This window comes from Winogradskyella rapida, from assembly GCF_042675845.1.
GTDB classification, from domain to species: Bacteria; Bacteroidota; Bacteroidia; order Flavobacteriales; family Flavobacteriaceae; genus Winogradskyella; species Winogradskyella rapida.
This window is the reverse complement of sequence record NZ_JBHTKM010000010.1, coordinates 1-22,257: the sequence shown is the minus strand read 5'-3', so window position 1 is coordinate 22,257 and position 22,257 is coordinate 1. Positions and strand designations below refer to the sequence as shown.

20 protein-coding genes are annotated in these 22,257 nt (G+C 36.8%); 11 read left to right on the top strand and 9 right to left on the bottom strand.

What is annotated here, in order from left to right:
- Nucleotides 1-9 precede the first annotated feature (9 nt).
- On the top strand, nt 10-429 hold the full coding sequence (locus ACFQ13_RS01995) for a thiol-disulfide oxidoreductase DCC family protein (RefSeq protein WP_386113474.1): 420 nt from the start codon (nt 10-12) through the stop codon (nt 427-429).
- A 548-nt stretch (nt 430-977) separates the two neighbouring features.
- Here the strand turns inward: ACFQ13_RS01995 and ACFQ13_RS01990 are convergent.
- The 4 genes from ACFQ13_RS01990 to aroC form a co-directional block, all read right to left on the bottom strand.
- Nucleotides 978-1,313 (bottom strand): TerB family tellurite resistance protein, encoded by a 336-nt coding sequence (locus ACFQ13_RS01990; RefSeq protein WP_386113472.1) that lies wholly within the window; start codon nt 1,311-1,313, stop codon nt 978-980.
- A 6-nt stretch (nt 1,314-1,319) separates the two neighbouring features.
- The gene (locus ACFQ13_RS01985; protein WP_386113471.1) at nt 1,320-2,141 is read right to left on the bottom strand and encodes a sulfurtransferase; all 822 of its coding nucleotides are present in this window, start codon (nt 2,139-2,141) and stop codon (nt 1,320-1,322) included.
- 247 nt (nt 2,142-2,388) lie between these two features.
- On the bottom strand, nt 2,389-3,834 hold the full coding sequence (locus tag ACFQ13_RS01980) for a dicarboxylate/amino acid:cation symporter (RefSeq protein WP_386113469.1): 1,446 nt from the start codon (nt 3,832-3,834) through the stop codon (nt 2,389-2,391).
- A 104-nt stretch (nt 3,835-3,938) separates the two neighbouring features.
- The gene (aroC, locus tag ACFQ13_RS01975) at nt 3,939-5,009 is read right to left on the bottom strand and encodes a chorismate synthase (protein WP_386113467.1); all 1,071 of its coding nucleotides are present in this window, start codon (nt 5,007-5,009) and stop codon (nt 3,939-3,941) included.
- 212 nt (nt 5,010-5,221) lie between these two features.
- On the opposite strand from aroC, the gene ACFQ13_RS01970 reads away from it, so the two are divergent.
- Nucleotides 5,222-6,073: a UDP-2,3-diacylglucosamine diphosphatase gene (locus ACFQ13_RS01970; protein ID WP_386113465.1), complete on the top strand. Its 852-nt coding sequence runs from the start codon at nt 5,222-5,224 to the stop codon at nt 6,071-6,073.
- Here ACFQ13_RS01970 and ACFQ13_RS01965 read toward each other — a convergent pair.
- Nucleotides 6,065-8,992, bottom strand: coding sequence for an FAD-binding and (Fe-S)-binding domain-containing protein (locus tag ACFQ13_RS01965; protein WP_386113463.1), 2,928 nt, complete (start codon nt 8,990-8,992; stop codon nt 6,065-6,067). The genes ACFQ13_RS01970 and ACFQ13_RS01965 overlap by 9 nt on opposite strands.
- Before the next feature lie 140 nt (nt 8,993-9,132).
- On the opposite strand from ACFQ13_RS01965, the gene ACFQ13_RS01960 reads away from it, so the two are divergent.
- Nucleotides 9,133-9,615: a hypothetical protein gene (locus ACFQ13_RS01960; protein WP_386113461.1), complete on the top strand. Its 483-nt coding sequence runs from the start codon at nt 9,133-9,135 to the stop codon at nt 9,613-9,615.
- A 65-nt stretch (nt 9,616-9,680) separates the two neighbouring features.
- Nucleotides 9,681-11,402: an FAD/NAD(P)-binding protein gene (locus ACFQ13_RS01955; RefSeq protein WP_386113459.1), complete on the top strand. Its 1,722-nt coding sequence runs from the start codon at nt 9,681-9,683 to the stop codon at nt 11,400-11,402.
- Here ACFQ13_RS01955 and ACFQ13_RS01950 read toward each other — a convergent pair.
- Nucleotides 11,395-12,165: a TIGR03915 family putative DNA repair protein gene (locus ACFQ13_RS01950; RefSeq protein WP_386113457.1), complete on the bottom strand. Its 771-nt coding sequence runs from the start codon at nt 12,163-12,165 to the stop codon at nt 11,395-11,397. The genes ACFQ13_RS01955 and ACFQ13_RS01950 overlap by 8 nt on opposite strands.
- A gap of 3 nt (nt 12,166-12,168) precedes the next feature.
- The gene (locus ACFQ13_RS01945) at nt 12,169-13,431 is read right to left on the bottom strand and encodes a putative DNA modification/repair radical SAM protein (RefSeq protein ID WP_114310988.1); all 1,263 of its coding nucleotides are present in this window, start codon (nt 13,429-13,431) and stop codon (nt 12,169-12,171) included.
- Between the two features lie 185 nt (nt 13,432-13,616).
- Between ACFQ13_RS01945 and ACFQ13_RS01940 the strand changes: the two genes are divergently transcribed.
- Complete coding sequence (locus tag ACFQ13_RS01940) at nt 13,617-14,216, top strand: hypothetical protein (RefSeq protein WP_386113456.1); 600 nt, start codon at nt 13,617-13,619, stop codon at nt 14,214-14,216.
- A 144-nt stretch (nt 14,217-14,360) separates the two neighbouring features.
- Here the strand turns inward: ACFQ13_RS01940 and ACFQ13_RS01935 are convergent, their stop codons facing one another.
- The gene (locus ACFQ13_RS01935; RefSeq protein WP_386113454.1) at nt 14,361-15,887 is read right to left on the bottom strand and encodes a GH3 family domain-containing protein; all 1,527 of its coding nucleotides are present in this window, start codon (nt 15,885-15,887) and stop codon (nt 14,361-14,363) included.
- A gap of 29 nt (nt 15,888-15,916) precedes the next feature.
- A complete protein-coding gene (locus ACFQ13_RS01930) occupies nt 15,917-16,225 on the bottom strand; it encodes a four-helix bundle copper-binding protein (protein WP_386113452.1) in 309 nt (102 codons plus the stop codon).
- A gap of 222 nt (nt 16,226-16,447) precedes the next feature.
- Here ACFQ13_RS01930 and ACFQ13_RS01925 point away from each other — a divergent pair, with 222 nt between their 5' ends.
- The 6 genes from ACFQ13_RS01925 (at nt 16,448) to xerA (ending at nt 22,126) form a co-directional block, all read left to right on the top strand.
- Entirely contained in the window at nt 16,448-16,960 is a 513-nt protein-coding gene (locus ACFQ13_RS01925; protein ID WP_386113450.1) for a YetF domain-containing protein, read from the top strand.
- A 200-nt stretch (nt 16,961-17,160) separates the two neighbouring features.
- Entirely contained in the window at nt 17,161-18,243 is a 1,083-nt protein-coding gene (gene gcvT / locus ACFQ13_RS01920) for a glycine cleavage system aminomethyltransferase GcvT (protein ID WP_386113448.1), read from the top strand.
- Nucleotides 18,244-18,269: 26 nt separating this feature from the next.
- A complete protein-coding gene (locus ACFQ13_RS01915) occupies nt 18,270-19,109 on the top strand; it encodes a sugar nucleotide-binding protein (RefSeq protein WP_386113446.1) in 840 nt (279 codons plus the stop codon).
- Between the two features lie 172 nt (nt 19,110-19,281).
- Nucleotides 19,282-19,569, top strand: a complete 288-nt coding sequence (locus ACFQ13_RS01910; RefSeq protein WP_114310981.1) for a 4a-hydroxytetrahydrobiopterin dehydratase — start codon at nt 19,282-19,284, stop codon at nt 19,567-19,569.
- A 317-nt stretch (nt 19,570-19,886) separates the two neighbouring features.
- Nucleotides 19,887-20,633 (top strand): YebC/PmpR family DNA-binding transcriptional regulator, encoded by a 747-nt coding sequence (locus tag ACFQ13_RS01905; RefSeq protein WP_386113444.1) that lies wholly within the window; start codon nt 19,887-19,889, stop codon nt 20,631-20,633.
- A 290-nt stretch (nt 20,634-20,923) separates the two neighbouring features.
- The gene (gene xerA / locus ACFQ13_RS01900) at nt 20,924-22,126 is read left to right on the top strand and encodes a site-specific tyrosine recombinase/integron integrase (RefSeq protein ID WP_386113442.1); all 1,203 of its coding nucleotides are present in this window, start codon (nt 20,924-20,926) and stop codon (nt 22,124-22,126) included.
- Nucleotides 22,127-22,257 lie beyond the last annotated feature (131 nt).

The window sequence follows — 22,257 nt, the reverse complement described above, 5'->3', positions numbered from 1 at the left end:
TTTAAGTCTATGACAAATCTTCCTAAAAACAAACAACTCGTTCTTTTTGATGGGGTTTGCAACCTTTGCAATTCCAGTGTGTTATTTGTTATAAAGCACGATAAAAAGGACCTTTTTATGTTTGCTCCTTTAGATAGTGCAATAGGACAACAAATCATAGACAAGTTTCATATAGATACGGAAGAAACGGACTCCATACTGCTTTATAATCCACTTAAGGATAAGTTGTACTCTAAGTCGACAGCGGCCTTAAGAATCGCTAAGAAATTAGGGTTTCCTATTGCCCTTGGGGCTATATTTTTAGTGATTCCCGCATTTATAAGAAATCTAGTGTACGATTATATTGCTAAGAATCGTTATCGCTGGTATGGTAAGAAAGCCTCTTGTATGATTCCAACACCAGAGCTTCAGTCTAAATTTATAGATTAAAAGCCTTGTTAACAAATGAATAAAAAAAGCCCTTTCAGTGATGAAAAGGGCTTTTTTACTTCAAACTTAAACTCAAAATATAAATAATAGTGGTTAATAGCATACTATTCTTGAGGACAAATGTAGAGTCCTCTATCTTGAGCGTATAAAATAGTCGTTGAAACTGATGATAATTATGATATGCAGTTTTCAAGTTCAAAAATCATCGACCTAGAACCTTTTTTAATCTCCTAAAAAGGGAAAATCGCGCTGCGGAACTTGTTTAGAATACTAGAATTCAATGGTTTGCAGTAGTGGTTATTTTAACCCTTTTAAGGTAAAGTTGAGATTTTCATTTGTGTTGTCGCTCTTGGGTTATGGTTTTTTCGAATCCTCTTCAGAATAAGGTTTCAAAGCGCTTTTCTAAACTGATGCCCGCTGTGTATTGCGGGCAAATATAAGACACGTGAATCCCTGTCTTTAACGTGATACTACAAACATCTAAAAAGGCATGAAAAAGAACTTCACTTTAAATTTAGAGATAATATCAGCAAAAGAAAGCTTTTACATCATAGTGTTTTAAATAAACGTTCTAGGCAACGTAGCATGTTTTGTTCCGTGATATCAAAATCGCCATCAGCAAAAAACAGGGCTTTGATATCCTCTAAAAGAAGGTCGATATCTTCTTTGGTGTATAAGTGTTGCTCTAAACTGGCGGTTATTTTTTTTAGACCTTGGTAGTCATTATCCGCTTCAAATTCCTCATGAATTTCTTTAAATGAGGTTGGATCCACTTTAGAGATAATTAATTGACGTTCTTCTTCTGATTCTTTAAAATCAGCATTTGCAGCGAAAAGTAAAATGTAAGCGACGAGCTCGTCTCTAGTCCAATCTATTCTGTTCATTTTTAATTATGATGTTAAACTTCCATATTCGGTCCATGAGCCATCATAGACCACTAAATTTTTATAATTACAAATCGTGGCCGCTAAGGCGACAATACAGGCGGTAATGCCTGAGCCACAGCTAAACACTAACACGGATTCTGTGTCCACTAAAGTAGCAAAGATTTCTTGAAGTTCTGCTTTAGGTTTTAACTTATAACCATTTAATAATATAGTATAAGGTATATTTTTAGATGAAGGGATAGTCCCTCGGCGAAGTCCTTCGCGTGGTTCATCTACCCGACAATGAAATCGGTCTCCAGAGCGCGCATCGATAATTAGGGCTTCCGGTTGATTTTGAAACGCTTGGATACCTTTAAAATCGGTCATAAGCTCAGGCTTGAAATCAGCTTCAAAATTTCCTAAGGGATAGGTTTCTTCTTGATAATGCTCTAAAGGATAGTCCTGTGTTTTCCATTCGGGCAAACCGCCATCTAAAACAACGACATTCTGAAAGCCAAAGACTTTAAAGAGCCACCATACGCGTGCGCTCGAGTAAATCCCTTTATCATCATAAACTACAATGACAGCATCCTTATTAAGGCCTAATAATTGGGCTTCCTTTTCAAATTGGTCTTTAGACGGTAAGGTGCTTGGAAATGGCGCAGAAACGGTGCTGAATTTTTGTTTAATATCAAAAAATCGCGCTTTGGGTATACGTACAGAAGACGAGCTAATCACTTTATTAATGGTCGCGTCTAGAACCACAAGCTGCTCTAAGTTGTTGTTGGCATAAAGCCAATCAACACTGACATGAGTTTGTACTAATGGCAACATGGAGTTAGGCATTTTCTATCGTTTTATGTAAACGTGTGTATCTGTCGAAAGCCTGAAGCCTGTCAAATACTTTAGGCACTACTATGCCTATAACCTTCTCCTCTACTTTTGTCTTGTTTTTATACACTTTATTGCTGTAGGTAATTCCTGTTGGTGACATTAACATTAACTTCCACTAATCTTTCTGGTTCAAGCTAAAGCTCGATTTTATTATTTTTCTTAAAGTTAAAAAATAATTTGAAACCTTAAAGGTTGTCCTCTAAGAATCTAAATCAAAAGTTTCGGTAGGATTGTTTTGATCGTGATAATCTAACATGTCTTCCCCATCGGCAATTATAGAACATACAGTAGCATCACCAGTGACGTTAACCACCGTTCTAAACATATCTAAAATACGATCTACAGGAAAGATGATGGCAATCCAAGCCGGATTTAAACCTACAGAACTCAATACGATAATAAGCATAACGAGTCCGGCACTTGGTACGGCAGCAGATCCTACAGAAGCTAAAGTAGCGGTCAGTACCACGGTAACTTGTTGCCCAATGGTAAGATCAATCATGTGCATTTGAGCTAAAAATATCACGGCAACAGCTTGGTATAAACTCGTTCCATCCATATTGACTGTGGCTCCAATAGGAAGCACAAAACTGCTTATTTTTTTATTAACGCCTAAATTCTCTTCAACACACTCCATGGTTACAGGAAGTGTAGCCGCACTACTCGATGTTGAAAAAGCTAAAGTCTGCGCAGGACTCATAGCTTTAAAGAAGCCTTTATAAGGAACTTTTTTAACAAAGAGTTTTAGAATTAACGGGTAGATAACAAATATCATGAGTAATAAACCTAATAAAACGGTTAGTGAGTACCAACTTAACCCTTTAAAGATTTCTACGACTTTACCGATATCATCACCGGCCATTTTACTTACAACACCTGCTAACAAAGCAAAAACAAAAAACGGTGCACCTTGCATAACGATATCTACCATTTTAAGGAAAACTTCATTCACCCCGTTCACTAAGTTTAAAACAGGAAGCGATTGCTCTGTCGGGATAAATAAAAGACAAACGCCAAAGAAGATGGCAAAAAATATAATTTGCAACATCAATCCATTATTAGATAAGGAATGAAAAAAGTTGCTTGGTACAATATCAATTAAAGGCTGTAGTGGTGTGGTTTCTTTACGAGATTTTACGGTTTCCATCTTATCGGCTACGGAAGCCTCTTTAAGCTGGCTTTTAGATAATTCTGAAATTTCTTGGGCACGTTCAAAGAATTCAGGTTTTTGAAGGTAGTTGATACCGTCTTTAATTTCGTGACCTTCACTGTCGGCCCAAATCTCATAGCTAATACGGTTGTCTATTCGGCTTTGTTCATCAATAAGTTTTCCAGGCTTAAAAACATTAACCAAAATCAATCCTAAGGAAATAGCCATAATTGTGGTTAGTAAGTAAATCCCTAAGGTTTTACCTCCCATACGACCTAAGCTTTTAGGGTCTCCAATATTAGCGACACCACCTATAATTGAAAATAAAACGAGCGGAACAGCGATTAACTTTAAAAGATTAATAAAAATAGTACCGAAGGGGTCAATCCAATTAATGGTGAATGCACTCCATCCCATGGTGCTTGATAGTAATGCCCAAAGGATTCCAAGAACCATTCCGATAATAATCTTCCAGTGTAATGCCAATTTTTTCATACGCTATATTCCTTTTTAAACAGGAATTGTTTCATTTTTAAGGGTTGTTGTGGCAATCGCCATAAATGGTATTGCTCACAATTATAATTAGGTTTAGGGGTTAACTACCACTCACGAGACTCTTGTCTACGCAACAAGATTTGATCGGCAATAACCAAGGCTGTCATAGCCTCTACAATAGGCACGGCTCTAGGAACAACACAAGGATCGTGTCGACCTTTACCTTGCATTTCTACAAGTTCCCCTTGACTATTTAACGCTTCTTGTTTCTGTATAACAGTAGCTACAGGCTTAAATGCCACTCTAAAGTAAATGTCCATACCGTTACTAATACCCCCTTGTATACCACCTGATAAATTGGTTTTTGTAGTGCCGTCGTTATTAAAAAGATCATTATGATCACTTCCGGTCATTTTAGCTCCACAAAATCCGCTTCCATATTCAAATCCTTTTACTGCATTTATGGATAACATCGCTTTACCGAGTTCGGCATGTAATTTATCAAAAACAGGCTCTCCAAGACCTACGGGTACATTTTTAATCACACAGGTAATAGTACCACCAATGGTATCGCCTTGCTTTTTAATGGCTTCAATTTTAGAAATCATTTTAGCAGCTGTCGCTTCGTCTGGACAACGGATAACATTAGATTCTATAAGGTTAAAATCTAAATCTTGATAAGGTTTATCTATAAAAATATCTCCTACTGAAGACGTAAAAGCATTGATATCAATTGTGCTTATAAACTGTTTAGCAATAGCACCAGCGACAACTCTAGAAGCGGTTTCACGTGCAGAGCTACGCCCTCCTCCTCTATAATCTCTTACCCCATACTTCTTGTCATATGTATAATCGGCATGACTCGGACGGTAAACGTCTTTAATATGCGAGTAGTCTTTAGATTTCTGATTGGTGTTATGAATTACGAACCCAATTGGTGTTCCGGTAGTGACACCTTCAAAAATTCCCGAATAAAATTCTACCGTATCGGGTTCTTTACGTTGGGTAACTATTTTGGACTGTCCGGGTTTACGACGGTTTAACTCATTCTGAATTGCTTCAAAATCAAGTTCTATTCCTGCTGGACAACCGTCTATTACACCACCTATTGCTGCGCCATGAGACTCCCCAAATGTGGTGAGTTTGAATAGCTTTCCGAATGAATTTCCTGCCATTAAATTAAAATTTTACGCTAATGTAAATCTTCTAAGACAGAAACAAAAATAGAAGACGCCTTTTTACGGTGTTATTTCAATGTTAAGGTCTTTTTTTAAATAACCTGTTTTCGTAACAAAATGATAACAATTCTCTGATAGTTAATTAATTGCTTGCCTTTAGAAAAACGAACTTAATTATAGTTCTTTGTAATACACTCAAACCAAACATTGTGAATTTAAAACGAAAAGTTGAAATAGCGGTGATATCAGACGTGCATTTAGGAACCTTTGGGTGCCAAGCGAAACAGCTTCTCACATATTTAAACAGCATTGCGCCCAAGACGCTTATTTTAAATGGTGATATTATAGACATTTGGCAATTTAAAAAACGGTATTTCCCAAAGTCGCATCTAAAGGTCATAAAGAAAATTATGGATTTTGCAGCTAACGGTGTAAATGTGGTTTACATAACCGGAAACCATGATGAGATGTTGCGCAAATTTGCCGATACTGAAATTGGAAATATTTCTATCGTTAATAAATTGGTTTTAGACTTAAACGGAAAAAAAGCCTGGTTTTTTCATGGCGATGTTTTTGACATGTCTATTCAGAATGCCAAGTGGCTCGCCAAACTCGGTGGTTGGGGTTATGATTTGTTAATCGTAATGAATGGCTTGGTGAATTGGTGCTTAGAAAAACTAGGGAAAGAACGCTACTCCTTGTCTAAAAAGATAAAAAACGGCGTCAAAGGTGCGGTAAAGTATATTAATGATTTTGAGGAAGTCGCCAGTGATTTAGCTATACAAAATGGCTATGATTATGTGATTTGCGGCCATATTCACCAACCTAAAATGCTGATTAAGGAGAATAAATATGGGCAAACCACCTATTTAAACTCTGGGGATTGGGTTGAAAACTTTACGGCTTTAGAATATCAATTTAAACGCTGGAAAATTTACAGTTACAACAACGATAAGCTCTCCCCTTTTTTTGGTGATGATGACATTAAAGAAATGAACACCCAAGATCTTATTGCGGCCATAACCATTGTAGAGCAACCCAAATCCAAAAAATCAAAGTAAAGCTTCTCTTAAAATGGTGATGGGGTGTTTTGCTACACGTCCGGTACCATCCTTGATTTGGTGCCTGCAACTGGTTCCGTTTGCTGAAATCAACGTCGTTTCTGCTGCTTTACGAACCGCAGGAAATAAGGTTTGCTCCCCTATTTGCATACTGATATCATAATGCTCCTTTTCGTATCCGAAACTTCCTGCCATACCGCAACATCCGCTAGGAATAATGGTTACTTTATAGTGTTCTGGAAGGTTTAAAATATCAAAACTCGATTTTTGATTGGCAAGAGCCTTTTGATGACAGTGTCCATGGAACTTTATGGTTTTAGGGGCTTTGGTAAATTGTGCGGACGTTATATGGCCTAAAGCGATTTCCTGTTGTATAAATTCTTCAATAAGGAAGGTGTGCTCCGCAATGGATTTTGCAGCAGCTTTATCGTCGGCGAGTTTTAAATATTCGTCCTTAAACGTTAATAGCGCTGACGGTTCTATACCTAATAAAGGACGGTCTGCTGAGATGAGCGATTTAAAAATAGACACATTGGTGTTGGCTTTATTTTTTGCGTCTTTCACGAGGCCTTTAGAAAGCATAGCACGACCTGATTCTGAGTGAGGAATCATCGTGACTTTATAATTTAAAGCCTTTAAAAGTATTAAGGCATCGACGCCAATTTCAGTGTCTAAATGATTGGTAAATTCATCATTAAAAAGAAAAACTTCTTTGATATAATTTTTATTAACTAACTTTTTGTTAGGATCTTTGTAGTATTTACTTAAACTTTTAGTTGAAACTAAAGGCAGGCTTCGATTTGGCGCGATACCTCCAATTTTCTTAATGAATGTACTTGTTATTTTGTTTGAAAACATAAAGTTAGTCAGTCTAGGAACATGACTTGCTATGGCATTCATTTGATTATTATAGGCGAACAATTTAGTTCGTAACGGCACCCCATTTTCCTTTTGGTATTGGTATTGAAATTCTGCTTTTAAGGTGGCGATATCCACACTACTTGGGCATTCACTTTTGCACGCTTTACAACTTAAGCAGAGGTCAAAAACATCCTTTAATTCTTCGTGATTAAATCGGTTTGACTTTTCAGAATTCGTTAAAACTTCGCGCAAGGCATTGGCACGTCCTCTTGTGGTGTCTTTTTCATTCCTTGTGGCCCGATAACTCGGACACATCACGCCACCAAAGTCTGGTAATTTTCTACAATCCCCAGAACCGTTGCATTTTTCTGCTGCACGCAAAATACCTTGAGATTCCGTAAAATCCATGAGCGTTTCAATCTCTGGCGTTTCGCGATTTGGGGTGTAGCGTAAATTTTCATCCATAGGATAAGCATCTACAATTTTTCCGGGATTAAAGATGTTTTCAGGGTCGTAAGCACTTTTTATGCGTTTTAATAGGTTGTAGTTCTCATCACCGATCATTAAAGGGATAAATTCTGCCCGCACTATACCGTCACCATGTTCTCCAGACATAGAGCCTTGGTATTTTTTTACCAAATGCGCTACATCGGTAGTGATTTTTCGAAATAACTGAACATCAGAAGCTTGTTTTAAATCGAGAATAGGTCGTAAATGCAATTCTCCAGCACCAGCATGGGCATAATACACCGCATCTTGATTGTAAGACGCCATAAGGGCGGTGAACTCGTTGATGTAGATTTCTAAATCTTCTAAGGCTACCGCTGTATCTTCTATACAGGCCACTGCTTTTTTGTCGCCAATAATATTTCCTAAAAGCCCTAAACCAGCCTTACGGAGTTCCATGGCTTTATCTATGGCTTCACCTGTTAAAACAGGCATGGCATAAGCTAAATTCAAAGGTTTTATAGCACTTAGAAACAAGGTGATGTCTTGGGTTAAAAGCGCTTCTGTTTCGGCTTTTAATTCGCACATAAGAATGGCCTCAGGATCGCCTTCAACAAAAGTCCGGTTTTCTTGTTGGGTTTTATTGTGCTTGGTAAGATTAAGAATGGTGGCGTCCATCATCTCGCAGGTATGGAGATTATGGTGCATTACGGTTTCCACAGATTTTAAACAGTTGGCAATACTATCAAAATGTAACGCAATGATGGCGCTTTTTTCAGGAGGCAAGAGATCTAACTGTAAAGTAATCTCCGTGGTAAAAGCCAAGGTCCCTTCGCTTCCACAAAGCAGTTGACACATATTAAAAGGACGGTCAGAAGTTGAGAATATCTCGCTATCAATTAAAGCATCTATTGCATAGCCGGTGTTTCTTCTGTGGATTTCAGGTTTTGGAAATTCCTTTTTTATTTGCTGCTGAACAGGTTCAGGCGTTAAGGTGTCATACACAGTTTTGTAAATATGACCTTCTAAGTTGTTTAATTTTAGTTTCTCTTGAAAATCCGCTTTAGTTAAGCTGCCAAATTCGGCTTCACTCCCATCGCTTAAGATGGTTTTTAGACTTCGAACTTTATCGCGAGTAACTCCATATTGAATAGATGTGGTTCCGGATGAGTTATTCCCGACCATACCGCCAATCATACAGCGATTAGAGGTCGAGGTATTCGGGCCAAAAAACAAACCGAAAGGTTTTAGGTAAAGATTAAGCTCATCTCTAACTACTCCAGGCTGTACGGTTACGGTTTTGGCGTCCTTATCTATCGCAATAATATTTCTAAAATATTTAGAAACATCCACAACAATCCCCTCGCCTACACATTGCCCGGCTAAAGAGGTTCCCGCCGTTCGTGGAATTAATGAGGTGTTACGGGTATTTGCAAACTCAATTAATAATTTTAGATCCGTTTCATCTTTAGGTAAAGCCACAGCTAAAGGTAGCTTTCGGTATACTGAAGCATCTGTAGCGTAAAGGGCTTTTGTTAAAGTACTGAAAGAGAGCTCTCCTTTTAATTTAGCTTGTAAATTTTTGAGAGCTTGAAGGGTTTTACTTTTCATTAGCGTTAATATTCGATTGAAAGGAGTTATAATTTTATCTTAAAAAAATGGCTAAAGCGCCTTTTAAGAATTAATTTTGGCCTTATGAAGGTTAGCATATTTCAAGATGCTAAAATTATGAATATAAACTCAAAACTATTATGAAGAAATTATTTTTATTAGGATTATTTACAATTGGATTTATTGGAGCATCTAGCGCTCAAGAAATCGCTGATAACGCTATTGGTCTACGTTTAGGAGATAGTGATGGATTTGGAACTGAGATCTCTTACCAGCGTGCTTTAGGAGGAAACAACCGTTTAGAAGCTGATTTAGGATGGAGAAGCGGAAACAACTACGACGGTTTTAAATTAGCTGGTTTATACCAATGGGTTTGGAATCTTGACGGTGGATTTAACTGGTACGCAGGTGCCGGTGGTGGTTTAGGATCTTACAGCTACGACAATAACAACGGTGATGATTACGATGATACGTTTGTATTTGTTGCAGGTGATGTTGGATTAGAATACAGCTTTGATTTTCCTTTACTTTTATCTTTAGATTTTAGACCAGAGCTTGGATTTGGCGATTATAATGATGATCTAGATTTTGATATCGCTTTAGGAATTAGATACCAATTCTAAACTTAATAATTTATATATAGAAAACCACCTTTAACGAGGTGGTTTTTTTGTTAATTTTAAAGCGTATGAAACAACTTGCAATCATAGGAATGGGGCCTCGAGGGCTTTATGCTTTAGAGCGACTGCTTTTAGAGCTCAGTAAACAACAACTTGAAATCGGTTTGCATATTTTTGATGCCACCCATTGTCCGGGAACGGGTACGGTTTGGGATATGTCGCAACCCGATTCTAACTGGATTAACATTACTGAACGTGCCTTGGTGGGTATTGAACGACGCCAAGCGATCTCTTATGCCGGTTGTACAATTCCTGAATTCCCATCGTATCACGACTGGTGTAATTATGATCAAGGGTTTTATGCGCCTGACACCTTTCCGCCACGCCAAAAAATAGGACATTATTTAAATGCGCGCTACATGTCTATTGCAAAAGCATTAGAACATCTAAAAACTTTTCAGAGTTATAACGAAGAAATTATAGATCTTAAGCCGAAGGGCGAACGTTTAGACATTATTGGCAACGATAAACAGTGGGTTTGCGATGCACTTGTGCTTACTGTAGGGCATCAGTCTACAGTTTTATCCAATCAATTAGAATCCTGGACATCTCATGTTGCTAAGTATCATACACCACAACTTTTTGACGCCACCTACCCGATTACGCAATTGGAGAGGCTTAAAAATGAGATGGAAATTACCGTAGGGATTCGAGGTTTTGGTTTAGCGATGATTGATGTGATGCGTTATCTCACTATAAATAACTTCGGAAATTTTAAGGTGATAGACCCGAGTACTTTTGAAACGGTTTATTACAAAACCCAAGCCCAAGGGTTGAAAATTGTTCCGTTTTCATTAGATGGTTTGCCTTTAGTTCCAAAACCGTTAAATGAAGCGATCGATGTAAAATACCAACCTACAGACGAAGAATTAGAACATTTTAAAACTGAAATTGAAGCCGTTTCGCAATCCGATTCAGCGGTGTCTCATCTCGATTTTCTAATGCGGCCTATAGCGCAAATCAGCGCAAGAGTTTATCTTGAGTTAAAAGACGAGGCTCAATTGCATCATTTGAACCGTTCAGAATTAGAGTCCGTTGTAATTCATTGGTTAAAGCATGAGGACTATAAGCATCATCTCCTTTTAGACCACAAAACAGAGGTCTATCAGCAGATTAAAACTTATACCGGTATGGCTTTAGGAGATACTTTGGTGTCATTAGACTATTGTATTGGTCAAGTTTGGCGCCATTGCCAACCGACCTTGTACAAAGCATTTTCGCATGCCAAGGTAGATGAAAGTATTATAAAAGAAGTTATCGCTTTAGATGAACGTAGCAAGCGTTATTCTTATGGACCGCCAATAGAAAGTATGCAGCAGGTTTTAGCTTTAGTCGATGCCGATGTGTTAAATTTAGATTACGTTAATAATCCAAAAATCACGCTTACTCCAAAGGGGTGGAATTTGGAAAATAATGCTGAAACGACGATTAGCTGTTCCGCTATGGTTAATAGTGTTCTAGACGCTCCACAACTCTTAAAAGTCAATACGCCTTTAATTAAAAACCTTCTTGAGGATGATCTCATTCAACCTATTCATTCGGCATTAGGTATTGAAACGACTTCTGAGGGTTTTGTAAAAACGCCTCATAAAGATGACGATCTTGCTATTGCGGTTTTAGGTCGATTAGCCAAAGGGAGCGTTATTGGTGTGGATGCTATTTTAGAATGTTTCGGGCCACGGATAGAAACCTGGGCAAAAGCGCAAGTAAAGCGACTCAGCTCTAATTAGGTTGTTTTTCACTGAGATATTTCCAATACCGTTTGGGCACATGCCTGACGTGGAGCTTCATGTTTTTTCGTGAGGCAATATTGGTGGCTTTAAAATAATCTTGCCATAATTTCTGAAATTCAAACTCTTCAGCAGCAAAAAAACTATCATCTGTATTTGTGGCGATAAAGTTTTCAGGCAAGTCCATAGTAATCACCTCTACCCGATCTAAATTATAAAACAGACCATATTTTCTTTTCAGATCATAAATCACCCATTTTTGATCGGCATAGCGTCGTTTAAAATGCTTTTCAATCAGTGGTAGCACATTAAAATCGGGCTCAATAGCGGCAAAATACAATTGATCTTTTGTTAATCTAAAGCGCACAAAGGCTTCCATGCGGTGTTTTTCGCGCCCTACGGACTTTGCTATCTGTGCTATTTTTAAAATGGAAGGATGTGAGTAATCCTTATCTACACGCTTATTTTGAGCAAAGGCGTACTGGATGTAGTCTAATAACAAGGCCTCTACACCTTCTTGTTCACTTAGAAAAGCAGCATACAATTGGTAGCTGCCTTGCGGACTCAATTTTAGTTTTAAGCCTTTCCATACCCTATTGGCTTTGGTCTCATCAGTATAAATAGTTTCGTTATCTGAAAACAAGCCGGGTTGTTGAGCAAATTCATTTTGAAGCGTTGCAGAAGGTAAGCCTTGCTCAAAGACACAAAACACAGCAGTTAAAAACCCATCGAAAGTACCATCGTAAATTAAATTTTTCATCATCCTTTACCCAAATAAACTAAGTTGATTGCTTAAGGTGTTTTGATATTTACTTGTTGAATTCTGAAGAATTAAACCTTTTATTTTTTCTGGGGTTAAATCGCGCTTCTCAAACAGATTACTGTCACAAACCATAAAATAACGTGCCCTATTTAAGGCGACTCCTATTTTTTTTAGGTGTTCCCAATTTAAGCGTCTATAGCGACGAGCATTGATAATCTTATAGACGGATTTCATCCCTAAACCGGGAATTCTTGCTAACATACGTTGGTCTGCTGAGTTTACATCCACAGGGAATTCGTGAAGATTTCGTAAGGCCCAACTCAATTTAGGATCTACATCTAAATCTAAATTTTGATGCTGCTCATTTAGAATTTCACTCACATCAAAACCATAAAAGCGCATAAGCCAATCGGTTTGGTAGAGTCTGTTTTCGCGAAGCATAGGTACGGCACTTCCTATTTGTGGCAAGCGCTCATCGTAGCTAATAGGCACATAACCCGAATAGTATACCCGTTTTAATTGGTAGTTGTTATAGAAGTAATTTGATGTTTGCATAATCTGAAAATCATTTTCACCACTAGCACCAATAATCATTTGGGTGCTCTGCCCTGCAGGTGCAAACTTTGGGGTGCTTTTTATAATTTTCTTTTCCGCTTTATACTGAATAATTTCATTTTTCACCTTCACCATAGGCTTTATAAAATCGGCTCTATTCTTATCGGGTGCTAATTTTTTTAATCCCGCTTCGGTGGGAATTTCAATATTCACACTAAGCCGATCGGCATAGAGTCCGGCTTCACGCATTAATTCATCTGAAGCCCCAGGAATAGATTTTAAGTGAATATAGCCATTGAAATTTTCTTCTTTCCGAAGTTTTTTAGCCACAGCGACTAAGCGCTCCATGGTATAATCGGCACTTTTAAAAATTCCAGAACTTAGAAAAAGCCCTTCGATATAATTTCTTCTGTAAAAATTAATCGTTAAATCGACGACCTCTTGTACCTTAAAAGCGGCACGTTTTACATCGTTACTTTTCCGAGTGACGCAATACGCGCAATCAAAAATACAATGATTGGTTAATAGAATTTTGAGTAAGGATACGCAGCGGCCATCTTCGGTGTAAGAATGACAAATTCCCATACCTGTAGCATCTCCTAGTCCTTTATTAGTGTTTGCACGTTTACTTCCGCTTGAAGAACACGACACATCATACTTCGCAGCATCTGCGAGTATTTTTAGTTTTTCTTGAATCCGTTGAAAAGACAAAAATTTTCCTCCTATAGTTTTAATTAGAATACGATTACAAAAGTACTACATATAAAAGCTATTAATCGCTTGTGTTTGTAGCAATATTAAAATAGGCGATATAAACGCTTTTAAAGATGAAATGAGATAATATTCGTGGCAATTCTAATAACGAAGCTTGCCAATAAAGGTTAGATTGAAGTCTTATGAAATATATCATAACCCTTTTAATCTTAATTTCACCATTATCTATGAGTGCACAGCACATTATCCCCGATTCCATAAACGCTAACGTTAATAAAGCTTTAGAATATTATCCTGAACTTGTGGATACAGCTATTGAATTTCGATTTAAGAAAAACATAAAGAAATCGACCATGCAAGCGCGCCCTACTTTTGGGAGCTTTTTTAAAAGTCGAAAAAACCGACGTTACGTAATTTTGATCAGTGAGACCTTTAAAATTGCTGACAAAGAGTTTTTAACGCGACATATTCCCGATGATATTTTTATTGGTTGGATTGGTCACGAATTGGGTCACGTTATGGATTACCAAAATCGAGATAAGCTGAATTTAGTGTGGTTTGGTCTTAAATATGTGTTTTCGCAAAAACATATTGTTGAAGCTGAACGTGCCGCTGATGCCTTTGCTGTAAATCATGGTATGGAAGATTATATCCTAAAAACAAAAGATTTTATTCTGAATCACGCTGACATTACGCCTTCTTATAAGGAACGTATTAAGAAATTCTACCTATCGCCTGAAGAAATTATGCATTTGGTAGAGGTTCGGAATGCTGCTGAATAAATTTACCACTGGCGTTAGTAATTATAACTGAAAAAACTTCAAGTTAAAACGAAGCACTAAAGAATAGTTTCTTTAATGTGTTTTAATTTGAAGTTTATTGTTGTTATTCAAGGTAAGCTTTATGCTATTTAAACAGAGAAGCTTTTATTGCGCATTGATGAAAGTTTCCCACTCTGCAAATTTAGTGTCGTTCATTACGCGTTCCATTTTTACTTGCCCTCCTTTTTTCTTATTACGTTCGCTCCAATCGTGAAAACGTTCCGCAGGAATCACTTTAACCTTCACGCCTTTTAAAGCTTTGCTTCGAGCCACTTTATAGTTTTTATTCGCTTCTTTTAGGGCTTGGTCTAAGGCCTCTGCAATTTTATCTTCATGTGGATTTTGCAAATCGGAGCCTAAATACCAAAAATGGTAAAACTCACCATCGTCACCGCGTTTGGCACATATGGTATATTCTGGAAACGTGGTTTTAAACTGGGTTTCAAGTTCGCGCATTGCCGCATCCATTTTATTTACTGATAATTGTGAGCCTACAGTGTTGAGGAAAAATTTAGTTCGGCCTGTGATTTTTATTTCGGCACGTTCAACATCTGTAAATTCAATAGTATCACCAATTAAGTAACGCCAAGCTCCACTCACCGTACTAATAAGTAAGACATAATCTTGATCCGTTTCTACCTCCTCTAAGGTTAAGGCTGGTGCTTCCGGTTTAAGGGATCCGTCCTCATTAATGTATTCCGGTTTAAAGGGAACAAATTCAAAATAAATACCATTATCGGTATTGAGTTGCATGGCATCCGTTTCAGGTCTTACTTGTGTGGCTAAATAGCCTTCAGAAGCCAAGTAAGTATCAATCACCGTAACCGGTTTTCCGAGTAAGGCTTTAAAGCTTTTTTCATAGGGTGCAAAGGCCACGCCACCAGAGGTATATACTTGGAGATTAGGCCAAATTTCATGGATATGATTAAGTTTGTGGTATTCTATGACTTTTTGTAGCATAAGCTCTATCCACGACGGAATACCACTTAAAGCTCCGATATCCCAATCTTTGGCGCGCTCAGCAATGCGTTGCACACGTTGATCCCAATCTTCAATTTGTGAAATCTCTTCGCCAGGTTTGTAGTAGCCACGAAACCATGATGGAATCTGACTAGCACTGATACCACTAATTTCGCCTTCAAGGTGATCATTATTTTCATCTAGATCTGTAGAACTCCCTAGCATCATAATTTCTTTTTCAAAAAAATCTGCAGGAAGGTCAAAGTTTTTTAAGGCAAAGACCTGTTTAATTCCGGCTTTGCGTATGGCTTCAATCATAGCGTCTGTAACCGGAATACGTTTACTCGTTTTTCCGGTGGTTCCCGAGCTTAAAGCAAAATAAGACGGGTGTCCTGGCCAAGTGACGTCAGATTCATTTTCATGATATTTATACCACCATTCATCATTAATTTTATTATAATCGAAATAAGGCACGGTCTGCGCAAAGCTCGCCTGAACATTAGAGCGCTCTAAGAGGCTTTCAAAATCATAATGTTTTCCGAACTGCGTGTTTTTTGCGGTTTCGAGTAATGATTTCAGTACGTTTTCTTGCGCATCCTTATGCACAATCTCTGAGGAGAAGGTGTCTTTTAATTCAATTACTCCTTTAATAAGGTTTCCTAAAATGGCCATGGTATAGTTTTAAATGTTAGTGGTTGTGGTTATGCAGAAATTTTTTCACAAGCTTCCGCACAAGCTCTACACGCTTTAGCGCAGGCTTTACAATGCTCGTGTGTATGTTCTACGCAATGATCGGCACAGTATTCACAAATTTCAGCACATAATAAAGCATACTGTTTTATATAAGCACTGTCTGAGGTGATCATTTTTAGGAGTGCTTCACAAGCGTCTACACACTCTATACAGCACTTTGGACAGTCGTTTTTACTTTCCTTCCCGGCCATTTCTATACTACAGACTCTACAATCTACAATACAGGTTTGAAGGGTTTCTATAAGAGGTTGATACATGCTATTCATAATTTTAAAAGTTTTTAGAATTAATGAGCATAAAGGTCTATATATAGGATAAAAAATGCTGTTCCGATTGGTAAAAGGATTAACGCATTTGCATTGGTGTTGGTGCATTTTTAAGTTGTGGTAAAATTATTACGTAATCAAGCAATTAAAACGGTAAATGAGTTAAGCGTATCGGTAATGGGGTGAGATCTTTGGCTTAAAAAAAAGCAGACTATGATAGATCTTTGGAATACAAGTTTTGAGAATGATGTTTTTGTTATTGTGCTCAGCACGATTGGTATTTATGTAACCTTAATAATGTTAGCGCGTTTAGGTGGACAATCTAAACCAGAAACACGAATTAGTTTTAGCTTTATGGTGACCATGATTTTAAGTCTTATCATTGCTATTGCAGTGGTTCCTCAGGTACTATGGCTTCAGTATTCTCTTATCCTTATAGGGATTGTATACAGTTTACATAAACTTGTTGTAAGAGCTCGCGAATGGAAACCCCTAAGTGCTAGAGGGCGCCAGAAGACTATAGTTTTAATGCGTCATGGGAAATTTTTAAAACGCAATCTAAAGCGTTCTCATCTTACAGAATCACATGTAAGAACCCATTTAAGAGATGCTCATATTTTTGAACCTTCAAAAGTTAAAGTCCTGTTTAATGAGACCACTGAAGAACTTACTATTATACAGCCCTCTAAACCGCAGGTTAAAGACCAATGGATTGTAGAATGTTAAGATTTGAGTTTCGCTTTGCTTTTTTGTCTTTTATCCTGGTTTTTAGTTGAGTTTGAAGTTGCCCACGGTTAAAGGCTGTGCTTTGTTAAGGGCTTAGGAATTACTTGCTATGGGATTCATATTTCATTGCTATTAATTTAGGATTAAAATCGTAAAAATTATGTAGTTTTGTGCTTCTAAAATTAAAAACTAATCAAAACATGAAAGCGACAGCCTTATCCTCTACTCACGAAGCACTTGGTGCAAAAATGGTACCTTTTGCAGGTTATAATATGCCCGTACAATACGAAGGTGTAAATATTGAACACGAAACTGTAAGGAAGGCCGTTGGTGTATTTGATGTGTCTCATATGGGAGAGTTTTTAATTGAAGGTCCTAATGCCTTAGCCTTAATACAAAAAGTATCGAGTAATGATGCTTCTAAATTAGCCATAGGAAACGCACAATACAGCTGTTTACCTAATGATGATAATGGTGTTGTAGACGATTTAATTATCTATAAATTAAAAGAAGAAACGTATTTATTGGTTGTAAATGCCAGCAATATTGAAAAAGATTGGAATTGGATTTCCTCTAAAAACGATGTCGGTGCAGAAATGCGCGATTTAAGTGAAGACTACTCTTTATTAGCTATTCAAGGCCCTAAAGCGGTAGAAGCTATGCAATCGCTTTCTAGTCATGATTTATCAGCAATAAAATTTTACAATTTTGTAGTTGGTGATTTTGCAGGCATAGAGAATGCTATTATTTCGGCTACAGGTTACACCGGAAGTGGTGGTTTTGAAATTTACTGTAAAAATTCCGAAGTAAAACAAGTTTGGGATGCCGTTTTAGAAGCAGGAGCCGATTTCGGGATTAAGCCAATTGGTTTAGCTGCAAGAGATACCTTACGTTTAGAAATGGGGTATTGCTTATATGGTAATGATATTGACGACACCACCTCTCCTATTGAAGCTGGTTTAGGATGGGTTTGTAAGTTTACAAAAGATTTTAATAATAGTGAAGCACTTAAAGCTGAAAAAGAACGTGGTGTAGCCCGTAAATTGGTAGCCTTTAAATTGGAAGAACGTGGAATTCCACGTCATGATTATGCTATTGTAGATGCGGAAGGAGAAACTATTGGTAAGGTGACTTCAGGAACGATGAGTCCTAGTTTAGGCATTGGTATTGGAATGGGATATGTTACAAAAGCATTTGCGGCTGTAGGATCTAATATCTTTATTCAGGTGCGTAAAAAAGCGATTCCTGCTACGGTTGTAAAGCCGCCTTTTTATAAAGGTTAATGATTGCTTAGAACTAAAGTTGTTTAATGACGAAGAAAGATACGGAAGCACAAAAACATCGCATACTTATACTTGGGGCAAGTGGCTATATTGGCCACGCCCTTTATAAGGAGTTGAGCCCGTATTTTAAAACTTTTGGCACGTATAGAACGCCATTAAAAGCGTATACTACAAATCATCATTTTTTTCATTATAATATAGAGGAAGATGATGTATTTGAAATCTTAGAAGTCTGTAAACCCACACTTATTATTTCGGCACTTCGGGGTAATTTTAGCGCGCAGACCATTGCCCATCAACATATTGCAGAATACGCTCATGCTTTTGGGACTAAAGTGATTTTTCTGTCGTCAGCAAATGTTTTTGATGCCTATAGTAAATACCCGAGTTATGAATTGGATAAAACTTTGAGTCATAGTATCTACGGGCATTTCAAAATAAAAATTGAGAATTTATTTTTAAGACTGCCAGAGGAACAGGTGGCCATACTGCGATTACCGATGATTTTTGGAGCTTCTTCTCCAAGAATTGAAGCCATGAAACGTGCCATTGCAGAGAAAGAGGCTGTAGAGATTTTTCCGAATCTTATTATGAATGTCATGCACGATAAGACCTTGACGCAACAGGTTCATTATATCATTAACAGGAATAAATACGGGGTTTTTCATTTGGGAAGTACAGATTTGGTGCATCATGACGATTTTACCAAGGAACTGCTTCAACGGTTATTTAAGAAAAAAGTTGGACTTAAACAGGTATATACCACTAACGAAGATCGGTATTTAGCCGTGCTTCCTAAGTTTAACAAGCTTCCCAAACATCTTCAAGTTACGAGTCAAGATATTTTAGAAGACCTCTTTAAATAGTAGATTTTAGTATAGGTTTAGGCTGAGTTTTAAAGCGATTCCCTTCCGAAGTAAAACTAAAAGGAAACGGGCTGCTTTTGACACTGATTTATGACGAAAATTATGATGAAACACTACGGTTTTAGCGGCACCGAATAGAATTTTTATTACATTTAGAAAAAATAGATTTATTATGAAATTAGATGCTATAACGATAGAAAAGAACTTACTTCATCTTCCTGATTGGGATTTTTATGAAGATGCGCTTCATGCAGAATTTGAATTTGACAATTTTAAGGATTGTTTTAGTGCTATGAGTCGCATTGCTTTTGAGTGTGAAGCTCAAAATCACCACCCGAATTGGAGTAACACTTATAATATTTTAAAAATAAGCTTATCAACGCATGATGCCGGCGGTGTTACCCTTAAGGATTTTAAATTAGCGGAAGCCATTGAAGCGATTGTAGAGGTTGAAGACTAATTGCAAAGCGTGCTATAGATTTGTGTTTCCGCAGCAGTCTTTTCGGTAGAAATTTTAATAAGACAGTAGTAAAAGGCGGCGTTCTCAGTTTAAAAGATCATAAAAATTGGCATAGAATATAGAACGCTATGTGGTAAAGGGGATATTTTTTTGTTTTTAATGCCCTTGGTGTTGAAACAATTTCAATATTTTCTTAGATTTGTTATGCTGAAATTTGTGGTCTACAATAGCACTGCGGACTCAAGTTATGGCGCTAGAGTAAAAATAGGATATCTAACAAGGGCCTATTGGTATAGGAACTTAAAATAAATTATAAAATGGGAAGAGCTTTCGAGTTTAGAAAAGCAAGGAAAATGAAACGTTGGTCTGCTATGAGCAAAGCCTTTACACGTATTGGTAAAGACATTGTAATGGCGGTAAAAGAAGGTGGTCCGGATCCTGATAGTAATTCGCGTTTAAGAGCGGTGATACAAAATGCTAAGGCGGTAAATATGCCTAAAGACAATGTAGAACGTGCTATTAAGCGTGCCTCAGATAAAAGTCAGGGCGACTATAAAGAGGTGCTTTTTGAAGGTTATGCCCAGCACGGTATTGCTGTTTTAATTGAAACGGCTACGGATAATAACACAAGAACGGTAGCTAATGTACGTTCTTATTTTAACAAAACTGATGGAAGTTTAGGAACTTCAGGCTCGGTAGTGTTTATGTTTGATCACACTTGTAATTTTAAGATTAAAGGTGATGATTTAGATTTAGAAGAATTAGAACTAGAACTTATTGACTCTGGTGTTGACGAGATTTTTGAAGATACCGATGTTGATGAAAATGGAGAAGAGCATACTAGTGTTATGGTTTACGCCCCTTTTGAGAGTTTTGGGAAAATTCAGGCTTATTTAGAAGAGAATGATATTGAGATTATTTCTTCTGGTTTTGAGCGTATTCCGCAAGTGACTAAAAAGGTAACGTCAGAGCAAGCTGAAGATGTAGAGAAATTATTAGAAAAGCTTGAAGAGGATGACGACGTGCAAAACGTTTATCATACTATGGAAGAAAGCGCTGAGTAAAGCTACTATTTAAAAACATATCATTTATAGTTGTATTATAGCTAGTTTACTTAAGGTAACGTACATTGACCATAACAACCATCTTAATTTTAAGGTGGTTGTTTTTTTATGAATTTGTTTCGTTTTTGTTCAAATTTGCTTGCATATAGTAAAGAGAAGCTATTATGTGATAATGCTCTTAATTTTATTATGTCATTTTTTTGCACTAACTTAATTGCTTCATTTTCAGTGACTATGAGTTTAAAATGGTAGGTTTTAAATCTCATAATTATCTTTGTAAAGCAATTATTATGATTATTAGATTACAACCATTAGTGCATAACAACACCAAAAATATAGCAATAAGATTTGCTTATAATTATGAGATAAAATCAGTGATTGAGAGATATGATGGCGTTAAATGGTCTAAATCTCATAGTGTTTATTATGTGCTGGATAGTGCTAAAAATAGACAAGGGATTTTTAATTTATTGAGACAAAAAGGTCACTACGTTGATTATACGGCATTAAAACGTCCTATCGCTAAACCTACAAGAAAACCAAAAAAAATATTAAAAAGTACTCAAATAAAAATTTATAAAGGCTTATCCTCAAATAAAAGGTTGCTTTTAAAAAATTGTATTGGATACTTAAAAGGTAAGCGCTTAAGTGAGAGCACTATTTCTACTTATGGACATTTTATACTTCGGTTTATAGATTTTACTAAGGATATGCCTAAAAAAGAATGGAATAGTAGAACATTAGAACTATTCTTAGAAAAAGTAATTGCTTATGAAAACTATAGTATAAGTAGTCATAGGCAATGCATAAGTGCTCTTAAATACTTTACAGCCTTTTGCAATATTGACGGCTTTGAATCTGAAAATATAAAAAGGCCAAAAAAAAGTAAATATCTTCCCGTAGTATTATCAAAGGAAGAAATTATAGATTTACTACAGGTGACTAAAAACCTAAAACACCGTGCGATTTTAGGGTTAATTTATTCAAGTGGTTTAAGAATAGGCGAATTATTAAATTTACGTTTGAGTGATATAGATTTAGACCGAAATCAAGTATTTATTAAACAAAGTAAAGGTAGAAAAGATCGTACCGTTGTGCTAAGTGAAGTATTAAAACCTCTACTCTGTAACTATATTAACACCTACAGGCCACAAATATATTTTGTTGAGGGCCAAAAAGGTAACACATACAGTGCCAGCTCAGTGCGTAGTTTTTTGAAAAAGTCTTGTGAATTGGCAAATATAAAAAAGCAAGTTACACCACATACTTTAAGACATAGTTTTGCTACTCATATGTTAGAAAATGGTGTGGATTTACGTTATATTCAAATTTTACTAGGTCATAGCAAACCCGAAACAACGATGATTTATACTCATGTGGCCCAAAATAGTTTAATGGAAATAAAAAGCCCACTCGATGTTACGGTTGGAAATTTAGTAAAAAAGGATAATGATAACAAAAAACCACTGTTATCCCAAAAATTTAACCATTAAATGATTATTATTGTAATGATATAACCAGTTAGCAGCAAGCAGTCACGTTTTGCTAATGTCTTTCTTAATCCAAGAGTTTTTTTTCCTCGTCACCATTAAACTCTCATTTGGATAACCTAACGTGATAAGCA